Here is a 14,745-nt window from a genome sequence, read left to right on the forward strand (position 1 = left end):
CGATCCTGACGGTGATGGCCGGTCCTACAGCTATCAATGGTACCGGGCGGACGACACCAGCGGCACCAACGCCACGGCCATCACGGGTGCCACCTCTTCCAGCTACACGCTGACCACCTCGGACGCGCAAAAATACTTGCGCGTCGTGGTCACGGCCAATGACGGCAAGGGGGGGACCAACAGCGCCAACTCTACCTACATGGCCGTCACCAACAGCGCACCGGTCCTGACCACGCCGACCGCGATCAGCCTGACGGATACGGCCGGTGACGACAGCTTCACCGACCAGACGGGCACCTTGAGCGCGTCCGACATCGACCTGGACACCCTGACCTATGGGATCACGGGTGGCAGTGCCGCCACGTTCACCCGGGGCAGCATCACCTACGACCTGTCCATCGCCGGCAACTATGGCACGCTGTATCTCAAGAGCAGCAGCGGCGAATATGTCTATGTCCCGGACAGCAGCGCCATCAACGCGCTGTCGGCCGTTGCGACGGACAGCTTCACCCTCACCGCGAGCGACGGGACGGACAGCGACAGCCGGACGCTGACCGTCAACCTCACGGGGGTCAACGATACGCCGGTGATGAGCACGGATGGCCGCCACCTGACGGCCATCGACGAGGATGCTACCGGCAATGCCGGCACCAGCGTGGCGGATATCCTGTCGTCGGCCGGCAGCAGCAGCGACCGCGACGGCGACCTTCTGGGCATCGCCATCACGGGCCTGACCAACAGCAATGGCACCTGGCAGTACAAGTCCGGGTCGGGCAACTGGACGGCCATCGGCAGTGTTTCCGCCTCCGGCGCGCTGCTGCTGGCCCATACGGACCTGGTCCGGTTCGTGCCGGCCGCGAATTACAATGGCAGCGACACCGGTTCCATCAGCTTCAAGGCCTGGGACCAGTCGGCGGGCACGGCCGGCAGCACCGGAGATACCACGTCCAATGGCGGCACCGGCGCCAATGGCGAGTTCACCAGCACCAGCGCCAGCGCCGGCATCATCGTCAACGCGGTCAATGACGCACCGGTCCTGAGCGACAGCACCCTGGTCCTGACCACGATCCCGCAAACCAGCGGCGCCCCCAGCGGGGCCGTGGGCAACCTGGTGTCGGATCTGGTCAGCCTGGGGGGCAATGTCACGGATGTCGATGCGAACCCGCTGACGGGCGTGGCGCTGATCGCGGCCAGCACCGCGGAAGGCGGGACCTGGCATTACAGCCTGGATGGCGGGGCCACCTGGCAGGTGGTGGGCAGCGTGGATGACAGCGGCAACGCCCTGCTGCTGCGGCCTACGGACCGGATCTACTATCAGCCGTCCGGCACCAGCGCCCTGCAATTGGGTGAGGCCATCACCTTCCGCGCCTGGGACCAGACCAGCGGAGCCGCTGGCACCAAGGTGGCGACCGGCGGTGGCGGTGGTGCCACCGCCTTCTCTGCCGCCACCGACACGGCCGCACTGACCATCACGCCGCGCGCACCGGGAATGCCCGATCTGGCGGCATCGTCGGACACCGGCATCAGCAACAGCGACCGGCTGACCAGCGCCACGGCCGTCACCATCAATGGCAGCGGGGCCAATGCGAACGCCACCGTCCGGCTCTATGCCGGCGACACGCTGCTGGCGACGGAGGTCGCGGATGGCAGCGGCCATTACAGCTTCAGCGATGTGGACGTGTCCGCGCTGACCGGTGAAACGGTCTTCACGGTCCGCCAGATCGGCCATGTGGAGGAAAGTGCCGCGTCGGGCGGGCTGACGGTCACCTTCGACCGCGCGGTGCCCACGGTCACCATTACCGAGGTGGCGGGTGACGACGTGCTGAACGGCACGGAAGGGGCGGCCGGCCAGACCATCGCCGGCACGACGACGGGCGTGGCCGATGGCGGCACGGTCAAGGTCACCCTGGGCGGCAAGACCTATGACGCCACCGTTACCGCCAATAGCTGGAGTGTGCTGATCCCGCCGGCTGACCTGGCCCTGCTGTCCGACGGCACCGCCACCGTGGCGGTGGAGGTTGCCTCCGCGTCCGGCATCACGGCACAGGCCAGCCGCCCGGTGACGGTGGACCAGACCGCCCCCGTCGTCACGGGCGTGACCGCCCCCGCCGGTACGGCCGGCATCGGCCAGCCGGTCGAAATCACCGTGACGTTCGACAAGGCGGTGACGGTGGATGGAACGCCGGAACTGGCGATCACGCTGGATGATGGCACGACCGCCATCGCCACCTATGTCGAGGGTTCCGGCGGCACCCAGCTCACCTTCCGTTATATCGTGACCCAAGGGGCGCACGACCCGACAGGCATCGAGCTGGCCGACGCCATCACCCTGAATGGCGGCACGATCAGGGATGCCGCGGGCAACGACGCGGCCCCGGCCCTGGCCAATGTGACCGGCATGGCCGACGTCAAGGTGGACGGCATCGCGCCCACGGTGACCGGCATCGGCACCAGCACACCCGACGGTGTCTACAAGGCCGGCGACACCATCACCATCGAACTGCGCATGAGCGAGGTGGTGACGGTGGATGGTGTGCCCACCCTGGGGCTGAATACCGGGCACGCCGCACGCTATAGCGGCGGGTCGGGCACCGATACGCTGATCTTCACCTATGTCGTGCAGCCCGGCGACAATGTCGCCGACCTGGACATTGCAGGCAGCGACGCCCTGTCGGGCACCATCCGCGACCAGGTGGGCAACGATGCCGTGCCGACCCTGCCGGAACCCGGCGCTGCCGGATCGCTGGGGGAGGCGGCCGACATCGTGCTGGATACCACGCTGCCGACCGTGGTCGCCGTCGATGTGCCCGATAGCGACACCTACGGTCCGGGCCGGACCATCAGCTTCCATATCGATGTCAGCGAGGCGGTCACGGTGGCCGGCGGGCTGCCCGGTCTGCTGCTGAATGTCGGGGGAAGCACCCGTCAGGCCCTGTTCAACCCCGATGACAGCACGGGGACGCGCCTGCGCTTCGATTATGTCGTGGCCGATGGGGACAATGCGCCCGACGGCATCAGTGTGGAAGGCCTGTCGCTGAACGGCGCCACGATCGTCACGGGGACGGCCGAGCTGCTGGATGCGGCGCTCAACAATGTCGGCGACACCAGCGGTGTCCGCCTGGACAGCCGTCCGCCCGCCATATCGTCGATCAGCGCCGTCACGCCCGACGGCGCCTACAAGGCCGGCGACGTGATCACCATCCAGATCCGGCTGGACGAGGTGGTCATCGTGGACGGCACGCCGACCCTGGCCCTCAACACCGGCGGTACGGCCAGCTATAGCGGCGGGTCGGGCAGCGACACGCTGACCTTCACCTATATCGTGCAGCCCGGCGACAATGTGGAGGATCTGGACATCGCTTCCGCCGGTGCCCTGTCCGGGGCGCTGCGTGACCTGGCCGGCAACCAGGCCGACCTGACGCTGCCGGCGCCGGGATCGGGCGGGTCGCTGGGGGATGGCGCCGACATCGTCCTGGATACCACGGCCCCTGGCGTGGTTGCCGTCGGCACCCCGCCCGCCGGCACCTACCTGCCCGGCGAAACCATCAGCTTCTACGTGCAGGTCAGCGAGAATGTCGCCGTCGGCGGCACGCCCGGCCTGACCCTGGATGTCGGTGGCGCCCCCCGTACCGCCGGCTACAACGCCGCGGGCAGCAGCGCCGGTCTGCTGCGCTTCGATTATGTGGTCGCGCCGGGGGACAATGCGCCCGCCGGCATCACCATCACGGGCCTGTCCCCGGATGGGGGCATCATCGACCGCGCCGGGGCGGCCCTGGACGCGGCCTTGAACGGGGTGGGGGATACCAGCGCCATCATCATCCTGTCCCCCGCGCCGGCGCAGCCGGGCGCCATCATCCTGGCGCCGGGTTCCGATACCGGCCTGTCCGACAGCGACGGGCTGACCGCCAGCAACCGTCCGGCCATCGCCGGCACGGCGGAGACCGGGACCATTGTCACCATCCTGGTGGATGGCGTGCCCGCCGGAACCACGGTGGCGGATGCGGCCGGGGCCTGGAATTTCACCTTCACCAGTGCGTTGCAGGACGGCAATCGCACCATCACCGCCGTTGCCACCAACGGCTATGGTGTCAACAGCCCCGTTTCCGAACCGCTGGCGGTGACGATCGACACGGTGGCCCCGGACACCCCGGCCGCGCCCGCCATCACCAGTGCGACCGTTACGGGTCCCGCGGGCGAAATCATCTCCGCCACTGCCGTGCCCAGCATCGCGGGCGCGGCGGAACCGGGGGCGACCATCCGCATCATCGTGGATGGTGCGACCGCCGGCACCACGACGGCCGACGCCCAGGGCGCCTGGCGCTTCACCTTCGCGGCCGGCCTGGCCGACGGGCTGCACAGCATCCGTATCGGGGCCACCGATGCCGCCGGCAATGACAGCGGCCTGTCGGTCGCCACCGGCTTGACGGTGGACACCAGCGGACTGGAAACGCCGGCCGCTCCGGTCATCACCAGCGCCACGGTGGCAGTGCCGGGCGGCCTGCCGCTGTCCGCGACGAACCGCCCCGCCCTTGCCGGCACGGTGGAAGCCGGGGCCACGGTCACCATCCTGGTGGATGGCGTCGCCGCCGGAACCACGGTGGCGGACGCAACGGGCGCCTGGCGCTTCACGCCGGCGGGCGCCCTGGCCGACGGGACGCACAGCTTCCAGATCCGGACCACCGATGTGGCCGGCAATGTGGGCGGCCTGTCCGATACCGTCCGCCTGACCATCGACACCACCCCGCCGGCCGTTCCGGCTGCCCCCGCCATCACCAGCCCGCTGGTTCCCGGGGCCGGCGACACGCCCCTGTCGGCCAGCAACCGTCCGGCCATCGCCGGCACGGCGGAGGCGGGGGCCAGTGTCACCATCCTGGTTGATGGGGCCGTGGCCGGGACAGCCACGGCCAATGCCGCCGGCGCCTGGAGCTTCACCTTCACCGGCGCCCTGGCCGACGGCACCCGCAGCATCCAGGTACGGGCCACCGACGCCGCCGGCAATGCCAGCGGCCTGTCGGCTGCCACCCGGCTGACGGTGGATGCCACCGCCCCGGCCGCCCCCGCCGTCACCCTGTCGACCGCCGGCGGTGGCCTGCCCGTGGTTACGGGCACGGCGGAGGCCGGAAGCCTGGTGACCATCACCCAGAATGGCGCCACGCTCGGCACCGTCCAGGCCGATGCCGGCGGCGCCTGGCGTCTGGCGCTGACGGCGGAGCTGGGCACCGGCACCTATGTGTTCACGGCACGCGCCACCGATGCCGCCGGCAATGTCGGCACGGCCGGCACAACCACCTATACGGTTGCCCCGCCGCCGCCGACACCCGTCACCAACAATGGCGACAATGGCAATGGCAACACCACGACGGCCGTCTCCTCCGGCGGCACGGGTACCGGTCCGGCCCAGTCGACGGGCCCGTCGCTGACCACCGCCCCCGCCCTGGGCGGCAGCCAGAGCAGCACTGATGCCGGCCGTTCCGTTACCCTGTCCAGCGTCGGCGGCAGTTCCAGCAGCACCGATGCCGGCCGCTCGGTGACCCTGTCCAGCGTCGGCGGCAGTTCCAGCAGCACCGATGCCGGCCGTTCCGTCACCCTGTCCAGCGTCGGCGGCATGCAGCCGGGCAGCTCTGCCAGCGGCACGGTATCCACCGGTATCGGCGGCGGCGGCACGGGTGGCCTGGCCGGTGGCATCGGCGGTGGCCTTGGCGGCGGCGGGTTGGCCGGCGGGTTCGGCGGTTCGTTTGGCAGCGCGCCGGCGGCCGGCGGTCTGGGTGGCGGCTTCGGCGGCGGCCTTGGAACCGGCGGATTGGGCGATGGCTTCGGCACCGCACCGGGAGGTGTCTCCCCCGTGGGGCCGGGCGGTCCGCGCACCACCATCGACGGGCCGGGCCAGACCGCTCCCCTTCCGGCACCCACCCCCACCGGCGGCGGCAATGCCGACGCCGGTGGGGGGCGCGAACCAGGCGAGGTGCCGGTGCGCCATGCCGCACAGGAACCGCCCGCCGGTCAGACGGCCTTCAGCCGTCAGGTGGCCCTGGTCCACCAGGCCGGTGACGCGGACAGCGCCGCTCTCCTGGCCGCCCTTCTCAACCATGCCGTACCGGGGGAGGAGGCGGCCTGATCCGCCTTCCACTCCAGCCTGCCACTATTCATTCTGCCGAACGGAACCAGAAGAAATGACCAGCCTCGCCGCCGCCTCCCGGTCACGCACCCCCTCGATCCGCCTTTCCATCACCCTGCTGACGGCCGCCCTGCTGGCCAGCGGCTGCGCGGTCAAGCCCACGCCGCTCAGCCAGGAGGAGACCCTCACACGCATCCGTGAGGATCTGGCCGTTGTGATGGCCCCCCAGGAGCCCATCACAACGGCCATCTCCATGCATGAGGCCATGGCGCGCGCGCTCAAGTACAATCTGGACGAGCGCGTCAAGCTGATGGAAACGGCCGTGGCCACCCGTCAGCTCGACCTGTCGCATTTCGACATGCTGCCGCGGCTGGTGGCGGGTGCGGGCTATACCGGGCGCAACAACGAGGCCGGGTCGGAAAGCCTGAACCTGACGACGGGCCGCCGCACCGGTGAAAGCACGACCGCCACCGACCGCCACCGCCGCACCGCCGATCTGGCCTTTACCTGGAACATCCTGGATTTCGGCGTCAGCTATATCCGCGCCCACCAGAACGCCAACCTGGTCCTGATCGCCGAGGAACGCCGCCGCCGCGTGATCCAGGGCATTCTTCAGGATGTCCGCACGGCCTATTGGCGCGCCGTGGCGGCCGAACGGATGCTGGCCCGGCTGGCGCCCCTGGAACAGCGCATCGGTGATGCGCGGCGCAACGCCACCGCCATGGAGGAACAGCGCGTCCAGGCCCCGCTCCAGACCCTGTCCTATCAGCGGGCCCTGGTGGATACGCTGCGCCAGCTTCAGACCCTGCGCCGCGAACTGGTCGCCGCCAAGTCGCAGCTCGGCGCCTTGATGGGTGTACCGCCGGGCCAGGATTTCACGCTGGAGATCCCCGCGGAGGGGGCAGCCGTCGATGTCCCGACCATCGAGGCCGGTGTGGAGGCGCTGGAGAGTTTCGCGCTGATGAACCGGCCCGAGCTGCTGGAGGAAAGCTACAACGCCCGCATCACGGCCGACGAGACCAAGCGCGCCCTGCTGCGGCTGCTGCCCGGCATCGACCTGAATGCCGGCCTGCATTATGACAGCAACAGCTTCCAGCTCAACCAGCGCTGGGCCGATTACGGCGCGCGCGTCTCCTGGAACATCCTGTCGCTGGCATCCGCCTGGGATACCCGCGACTATACCAGGGCACAGGAGGAACTGGTCGCCATCCGCCGGCAGGCGTTGAGCGTCGCCGTGCTGAGCCAGGTCCGCGTGTCCATGGTGCAGTTCCGCGAACTGTCGGCTGAATACGCCCTCAATGTCGATCAGGCCGGGATCGAGCAGCGCATCCGCCAGCAATATGTCAATAGCGGCACCGTCGGCCAGCAGGGTGAGATGGAGGTGATCCAGGCCGAAGTGTCCGCCCTTGTCTCCGACCTGCGGCGCGACCTGGTTTATGCCGACCTGCAGAACGCCTATGCCCGCGTCATGGTCTCTGCCGGCGTCGATCCGCTGCCCGACACCATCCCGGCGCAGGATCTCGCCACCCTGCGGCAAGTCGTGGTTCAGGGGCTGGAAAGCTGGCAGGCCCGTGCCGGCGCCACCGCCAAGCTGGGCGATCTGGCGCAGATGGCCGCCAGCACGAATTGACCGGCCCTGTCCTGCCCGTATCCCGTGAATTCGGCATCGGGGTACGGTATCGGGCATCGGCGCTGCTGGCCGGCGGGTCTGGTGTGATACCAGCGGCCGAAAATCTTGACCGATGGTCAAGGTTTTCGGCACCTCAAACGCCGGCGCCCACATGCCAACGGCTCGGGCGCGCACCACGTGGCGCGCGGCGGCAGTCGCCGCCGACACCAACGGTCAAATATTTCGACCGTTGGTGTGATACAAGGCGGCAACCGGCCGGAATCCAGAAGGATTCCCCCGCCGGTGCCCGCGCCAGCCCATCGGCATGCCGGTGGCAACGACTTGTTCAGACCGATCGCCTATAGTCGGGAAATGTCCAGCATGCCTTCATTCCCCCCCGTCCGTGCCGCCGCCCTCATCGGGCTTGTCCTGGCGGGCCTGCCGCTTTGTGCCGGGGCGCAGAACGCGACCGGTGGCGATGGCGGCGTGCGCGCCCTCATCGAAGCCCGCCAGCATGCCGTTCTGTCCAGCGAGATCGCGGGCCGCATCAGCCGCATCACGGTGGAACCCGGCCAGGCCTTCAAGGCAGGGCAGACGCTGGTTTCCTTCGATTGCGGCCTCTACCAGGCGGCCCGTGACAGTGCCGGTGCGAACCTGCGGGCTGCGGAGGTGACGGTTCGTCAGAGCCGCCAGCTCGAACAGTTGAAATCCATCGGCGCCGCCGATCTGGAAATGGCCGAGGTCAAGGCCGATGTCGCCCGGGCCGACCTGCGGCGCGCCGAGATCGAGGTCAGGCGCTGCGACATCAAGGCCCCCTTCGATGGGCGTGCCGTTGAGAAGCGCATCCGCGAACATGAATCCGTCGCCATCGGCGTCCCGCTGCTGGAAATCCTGTCTGATCGGGACCTGCGCGTCGAACTGATCGTGCCTTCCTCCTGGCTGGTCTGGTTGAAGCCCGGACAGCGCTTCGACCTGCGCATCGACGAAACGGGCGAAACCCTGGCCGGGGACGTCACCCTTGTCGGTGCCCGTGTCGACCCCATCAGCCAGTCGCTGAAGGTGACGGGCCGCCTGCTGCCGGCAAAGGGCCGGGCCCCCGATCTGGTCGCCGGCATGAGCGGGACGGCACGGTTCGCTCCCCCGGACGCCGCAACGGCCGCAGGGGGAATGGCCGGGGGGGGAACGGCGGATGCCCGATGACCCGCACGGTCCCCGCGTGACCGCGGCGCCCCAGCCCATGAACGGCCTGCTCCTGCTGCTCAATCTTCAGCAGGAGGCCCGGCAGGCGCAGGATGAGAAAGCCCTGCGTTTCCTCATGGTCAACCAGACGCGCCGGCTGATCCATTATCAGCAGGCCTTCTTCATGGCCATCGGCGCGAACGGCAAGGCCCGGCTGGAAGCTGCTGCCAACATCGCCGCGCCCGAACGCGACGCCCCCCTGTCGCGCTGGCTGGATGCCGCCGCGACCGCCATCGCGGCGGGGCCGGAAAAGAACAGGCCCCATCCCGTCACGGTCCAGGAACTGCCGCCCGCGCTTGGCGCCGACTGGGGGCAATGGGGTGCCGGGCATGCCCTCTGGCTGCCCCTGCACGGCCCCGACGGCATCGTCACCGCCGCCCTCTGGCTGACACGCGAGAAGCCCTGGACGGAGGGGGAGCAGACATTGCTCGTCCAGCTTGCCGGTGCCTATGGCCATGCCTGGTGGGCCCTGACCCGCACCCGCCGCCGGTCCGGCCGATGGGCGCTCAACAGCCGGCGGGTCATCATCACCGCCGCCGTCATCCTGCTCATCCTGGCCATTCCCGTCCGGCAGTCGACCCTGGCCCCCGGCGAGGTTGCGCCCCGCGATCCGATGATCGTGGCCGCCCCCCTGGAAGGCGTCATCCGGCGCTTCCATGTCCAGCCGAACGATCCCGTCACCGAGGGACAGGCCCTGTTCAGCTTCGAGGACATGGTTCTAAAAAGCAGGCTGGAAGTCGCCCGCAAATCCCTCACCTCCGCCGAGGCGGAGTGGCTGACCGCATCCCAGGGCGCCTTCGGCGACCCCCAGAGCAAGGCGCGCGTAGCCCAGCTCAAGGCACAGGTCGACCTGCGAAAGGCCGAACTCGACTATGCCGCCGAACTCATGGACCGGGTCACCGTGAAGGCCGACCGTGCCGGCATCGCCGTCTATACCAACCCCAACGACTGGCTGGGGCGGCCTGTCACCATCGGCGAACGCATCATGACGCTGGCCGATGCCGCGGAGGCCGAGATCGACGTGCAGGTTCCCGTCAGCGACGCCATGATCCTGGAAAACGGCGCCGCCGTCAGCCTCTTCCTCAATGTCGATCCGCTCCGGCCCGTGCGCGGCCGCATCGTCCATGCCAGTTACGAACCCGGCATGACACCGGCCGGCATCCTGGCCTACCGCGTTCGCGCCGAACTGGAACCCGGACAGGACACGCCCCGCATCGGCCTGCGCGGCACCGCGAAAATCCAGGGCGACCGGGTGCCGCTCGCCTTCTATCTTTTCCGCCGGCCATTGGCCACGCTGCGCCAGGCCGTGGGGCTCTGACATCCCCATGGACACGACGACCTTTCCCCTGACCGGCATGGCCGCGAAACCCGATCCGGCCGCCATGCCCCTGCCGCCCCTGCGCGACGATCTGCAATTGCTTCCTGCGCCCCCCGCCCATGACGGGTCCCCCTGCTGGACAATCCATGATCCCGTCCGCAACCGGTATTTCCGCATCGGGCATGCCGCCTTCGAAGTTGTCGCCCGCTGGCACCACGCCACGCCCAGGGCCATCGCCGCCGCCGTCACTGCCGAAACGATCCTTGCCCCTGACAGTGACGATGTCATCGAGTTCTACAAGTTCCTGGCCGCCAACAACCTGATCCAGACCCTCGACACCGGCTTTCTGAAGATGCAGGCCGACGCCCGCCAGACCTCCTGGTGGAAATGGCTGATGCATAATTACCTGTTCTTCCGGTTGCCGCTGGTCCGGCCGGACCGGTTCCTGAATGCGACCGCACGCTTCATGGAACCCTTCTACAGCCCCGCCTGGTTCTGGATCGTCGTGCTGTCCGGCCTGACGGGGCTGGTGCTGGTCCTGCGGCAATGGGACAGTTTCCTGCACACCTTCATGCATTTCTTCAGCCTGGAAGGCATGGCGCTCTACGGCGTCACCCTCATGGTCACGAAGTCCCTGCATGAGCTCGGGCATGCCTACACGGCCAAGCGGTATGGATGCCGTGTCCCCACCATGGGCGTCGCCTTCCTCGTCCTCTGGCCTGTCCTTTATACCGATACAAGCGACGCCTGGCGCCTGGTCTCCCGCCGGGCCCGCCTGGCCATCGCCGCCGCCGGCATGGGAACGGAACTCATGCTGGCCGCCTTTGCGACGCTGGCCTGGAGCTTCCTGCCAGATGGCCCCTTGCGCAGCGCCGCCTTCTTTCTGGCGACGGTAAGCTGGGTCATGACCCTGACCGTCAATCTCAGCCCCTTCATGCGTTTCGACGGCTATTACCTGCTTGCCGACGCCATGGACATGCCGAACCTCCAGGATCGCGGCTTCGCGCTGGCCCGCTGGCAAATCCGCGAATGGCTTTTCGGGCTGGGGGAGGAGCCGCCGGAGCGTTTCGAGCCGTGGATGCATCGTACCCTGCTCGCCTATGCCTTCGGCACATGGATTTACAGGTTCCTGCTCTTCATCGGCATCGCCCTGCTGGTCTATCATTTCTTCATCAAGGTCGTCGGCATCCTGCTTTTCGTCATCGAGATCGGGTGGTTCATCCTGCGTCCGCTTGTCAATGAACTGCGCGAATGGTGGAAAAGGCGGGCTGATATGCGCATCAACCGCAATACGCTTGCCACGGGTGCCGGGCTGGCCGGGCTGCTGCTGCTGGCCCTGGTGCCCGTGGCCGGTACCGTCAGCGTGCCGGCCGTCTGGCGGGCCGCCGATTTCACCAATCTCCACGCGCCCGTGCCCGCCCGCATCATCGAGGTGGCGGCCCGCCCCGGCCAGCCCGTGGCGGCGGGCGACCTGCTGCTGCGCCTGCAATCCCCCGAACTGGAAAACAGGCTGGCCCAGGCCGACCTGCGCATTGCCCTGGCCCAGGCCCAGATCGACCGGCTGACCGCCGCGCGGGAGGCCCTGGACAGGGTCCGCGTGATGGAGGAGGACCTGGCCGCCGGCCTTGCCGAACGGCAAGGGCTGCTGGAAAGCCGCGCGCAACTGGAGGTGCGGGCTCCCTTCGACGGGACCGTCGTGGACATGAACGACGCGCTGCGCCCCGGCCGCTGGGTGGGGCCCGACCTGGCCCTGGCCCAGATTGTCGGTCAGGGCGGCAGCGAACTGGTCGGCTATGTCGGGGAAGGCGATCTGGAACGCCTGCATCCCGGCGCCACCGCCCTGTTCCATCCCGACGACCCCCTGGCGCCGCGCATCGCCGCCACCGTCACCGCCGTCGACCGTGTCAATGTCGCGGTCCTCGACATCCCGGCCCTTGCCTCTCACTATGGCGGCCCCATCGCCACCGACAGCCCCGCCGGATCGGGGGACAGACGCCATGCAGCACCCACCCCCGTGGAAGCCGTCTATCGCGTCACGCTCACCCCGGCCGGCCCCATGCCCGACGGCCCCCGCCATCAGATGCGCGGCATCGCCCGTGTCGAGGCCGAGGGCCGCAGCCTCCTGGCCCGGTCATGGCGCACCGCCGCCGCCGTCATCATCCGCGAAACGGGGTTCTAATACTATTTTGCGGTGACCAGAACCTATTGGTTCTGGTCACCGCCCTCAATTGCCGGCGCCAACATTCGTTGGCTTGGCTACGCCGCACGAGCGGCGCGGCGGCGGTCGCCGCCGGACCAGCTTGCGATGAGTTCTACGCATCGCAAGCTGATATAGGCAGGTTCCTCCGGGATGGCGGACGGGTTTCCACCACGGCGAAGAAGATCAGCAGTCGCCGGCAGCAGGGAGCGGCGACCGGCTCGACCCCGTGGAAGGAACGGTCCGACGGCGCATAGACCAGCAGATGGTTGGGCCTGTATGGCGCCTGGGCCACAAGCTCGAAATCCTCCCGCTTGTAACGGTCCATTCCCCGCCCGCGGAAACCGGGGTCGCGCGGGCGGTACAGGGCCGTGCCCAACTGTACCGCCGCCGGATCGGCGGCCCCATCGGTGTCCGGCATGTAAAGCAGCATCGAAAACATCGTCGCTTCGATATCCGTATGCGGCAGCATGGCATGGCCGGTATGGTCCTCGATGATGCGGGCATTCAGGACCGGCGGCGCATCGACCCAGCCCAGTTTCTCGCGGACCTGCGGAAAGCGGTCGGCCATCAGCGTGACGATCGCGGGATTGAACAGGCAGTCGCGCACCGTGCGCCATGTCTGCGCCTGTTCCTGTCCGCACTGTTCCAGCCAGCGTCCGGTCAGTGAAATCTGATGACGCGACGGCAGGTCGTCCGGCTGAAGAATGCCGAACGCTTCCCGGCCGGGCCATTGGGCACAGGCCCGGCCATAGAGATCGGCAGGCAGGAAATCCGGCACGACCATATGGGGAAAGGGGTCCGGGTCGATGCCCGTGTCATGAAGTCGCCGCAGGGCATGATGCGTGTGCATATTCACGAGGCCTCGACGGATGATCAGCGGGAGGCGGCACGGGTCCGGATGATCTGTATTATACCAAGATGCGGTGAGTTGAACTCATCGCATCTTGGTCCGGCGGCGGGCGCCGCGCCGCCCATGCGGCGTGGCCAAGCCCACGGATGTGGGTGCCGGCGCCAAGCCCACGGATGTGGGCACCGGCGATTGAGCCCGGTGATCGGTTGCGATCACCGGGGCTTGATATTGGTGCTATCGGCCCCGTTCCTTGTACAAGGCCCAGGCTTCCTCGATCAGGGCGCCCTGCGTCACGCCCCGGCGGGTCGCCTCGGCGGAGATTTCGTGGGCCACATCGGGCAGGACCTTGGCATGCACCTGGCCGGTGCGGATGCCCCGCGGGCGCCCCCGGCCACGGGTTTCCGGTGCCGGTACCGGTGGGGCCCCCGTTGCGGCCTGCGGTTCGCGCGACACGAAACCCACACCTTCCCCCACGCGGTCCAGCGCGCGCAGGGTCGCCTCCCCCGCGGGCTTGGGCGTCGGCTTCAGGCCGGCCAGGTTCAGGCCGAAAGGCTTTATCTGTTCCGGCATCTCAATTCCCCGTCAGGCGGTTGACGATCTGTTGCGTGAAGGCCTGGGCATTCTCGATGGCGCCATCCTGCTTGCCCTGGGCCGGCATGGTCCGCAGGTTGCCGCCATGGTGGAACAGGGCGCTGAACGCGGCGCGCTGCATCAGCGGCGGCTCGATCACATCCACCCCGGCCGTGACCAGGCTGGCCTGCAAGCCGCGATGTTCCTTGGACTGGATGGCGCTGGTCATGGTGAAGACGACGGCATGCCGGATGGGCCGGTCCAGCGTCTCCTCCTCCTCCCGGATCAGCGCCAGGGCCCGCATGCCGATCGTCGCATCCAACGTGGTGGCCCGCATGGGGATGATGACCAGATCCGCCTGGGAAATGGCGCGCGTCATCATGCGGCTGGCCACCCCTTCCAGATCGACGATCACCACCTTTCCCTCTCCATCGGCTTCCTTGATCGTCCGGACGATCTGGCTTTCGCTGATGTCGGCGATGCAGCGGATGCGGGGCGGCAATGCTGTCTGGCCGGCCCAGAGGCTGACCGACCGGTTGGGATCGCAATCCAGGATCGTCACTTCCACCCCGGCATGGGCCAGCTCGGTGGCCAGGATGACGGCGCCGGTGGATTTGCCCGCTCCCCCTTTGGGGGACGCGAAGACGACGACGGGCATGGGGTCTATCCTCAGCAAACGGACGGGGGCAGGCCGGATGACGGCTGTCGTCTGGGTATTTTTATTAACCCGGTATTTCATATTACCTGGTATTTATCAATACCGGAAATAGGGTGGCACCCGGATCGGTCGCGGCTTCTTGCCGGAGCCGACCCATCCGGGCGTCCGGACCCCATCCATGAGCAT

At 68.4% G+C, this 14,745-nt stretch carries 8 protein-coding genes; 5 read left to right on the top strand and 3 right to left on the bottom strand.

Translation table 11 applies throughout. The annotated features are described in order from the left end of the window. The 5 genes from ACM9LZ_RS24960 to ACM9LZ_RS24980 all read left to right on the top strand — a co-directional run. A partial coding sequence (locus ACM9LZ_RS24960) for a beta strand repeat-containing protein (protein ID WP_416622224.1) occupies positions 1-6,115 on the top strand: 6,115 nt, incomplete at its 5' end. Between the two features lie 55 nt (positions 6,116-6,170). Beyond that, a complete protein-coding gene (locus tag ACM9LZ_RS24965; RefSeq protein WP_416622225.1) occupies positions 6,171-7,745 on the top strand; it encodes a TolC family protein in 1,575 nt (524 codons plus the stop codon). 360 nt (positions 7,746-8,105) lie between these two features. After that, positions 8,106-8,924: an efflux RND transporter periplasmic adaptor subunit gene (locus tag ACM9LZ_RS24970; protein WP_416622226.1), complete on the top strand. Its 819-nt coding sequence runs from the start codon at positions 8,106-8,108 to the stop codon at positions 8,922-8,924. After that, positions 8,914-10,281, top strand: coding sequence for an efflux RND transporter periplasmic adaptor subunit (locus tag ACM9LZ_RS24975; RefSeq protein WP_416622227.1), 1,368 nt, complete (start codon positions 8,914-8,916; stop codon positions 10,279-10,281). The genes ACM9LZ_RS24970 and ACM9LZ_RS24975 overlap by 11 nt, the downstream gene beginning before the upstream one ends. A 7-nt stretch (positions 10,282-10,288) precedes the next feature. After that, positions 10,289-12,460 carry a site-2 protease family protein gene (locus tag ACM9LZ_RS24980; protein WP_416622228.1) on the top strand — a complete coding sequence of 724 codons (2,172 nt, stop codon included), beginning with the start codon at positions 10,289-10,291 and terminating at the stop codon, positions 12,458-12,460. 133 nt (positions 12,461-12,593) lie between these two features. Here ACM9LZ_RS24980 and ACM9LZ_RS24985 read toward each other — a convergent pair whose 3' ends face one another. The 3 genes from ACM9LZ_RS24985 to ACM9LZ_RS24995 all read right to left on the bottom strand — a co-directional run bounded on the left by ACM9LZ_RS24985 (position 12,594) and on the right by ACM9LZ_RS24995 (position 14,559). Then, positions 12,594-13,331, bottom strand: coding sequence for a hypothetical protein (locus ACM9LZ_RS24985; protein ID WP_416622229.1), 738 nt, complete (start codon positions 13,329-13,331; stop codon positions 12,594-12,596). Positions 13,332-13,565: 234 nt separating this feature from the next. Further along, the gene (locus tag ACM9LZ_RS24990) at positions 13,566-13,901 is read right to left on the bottom strand and encodes a hypothetical protein (protein WP_416622230.1); all 336 of its coding nucleotides are present in this window, start codon (positions 13,899-13,901) and stop codon (positions 13,566-13,568) included. A 1-nt stretch (position 13,902) separates the two neighbouring features. Further along, positions 13,903-14,559: a ParA family protein gene (locus ACM9LZ_RS24995; RefSeq protein WP_416622231.1), complete on the bottom strand. Its 657-nt coding sequence runs from the start codon at positions 14,557-14,559 to the stop codon at positions 13,903-13,905. Positions 14,560-14,745 lie beyond the last annotated feature (186 nt).

The organism is Niveispirillum fermenti (assembly GCF_048066175.1).
In the GTDB taxonomy this organism is placed as follows: domain Bacteria; phylum Pseudomonadota; class Alphaproteobacteria; order Azospirillales; family Azospirillaceae; genus Niveispirillum; species Niveispirillum fermenti.

Coding starts and splice junctions, on each gene's coding strand:
- ACM9LZ_RS24965 (WP_416622225.1), top strand. CDS start 6,171: ATGACCAGCCTCGCCGCCGCCTCCCGGTCACGCACCCCCTCGATCCGC.
- ACM9LZ_RS24970 (WP_416622226.1), top strand. CDS start 8,106: ATGCCTTCATTCCCCCCCGTCCGTGCCGCCGCCCTCATCGGGCTTGTC.
- ACM9LZ_RS24975 (WP_416622227.1), top strand. CDS start 8,914: ATGCCCGATGACCCGCACGGTCCCCGCGTGACCGCGGCGCCCCAGCCC.
- ACM9LZ_RS24980 (WP_416622228.1), top strand. CDS start 10,289: ATGGACACGACGACCTTTCCCCTGACCGGCATGGCCGCGAAACCCGAT.
- ACM9LZ_RS24985 (WP_416622229.1), bottom strand. CDS start 13,331: ATGCACACGCATCATGCCCTGCGGCGACTTCATGACACGGGCATCGAC.
- ACM9LZ_RS24990 (WP_416622230.1), bottom strand. CDS start 13,901: ATGCCGGAACAGATAAAGCCTTTCGGCCTGAACCTGGCCGGCCTGAAG.
- ACM9LZ_RS24995 (WP_416622231.1), bottom strand. CDS start 14,559: ATGCCCGTCGTCGTCTTCGCGTCCCCCAAAGGGGGAGCGGGCAAATCC.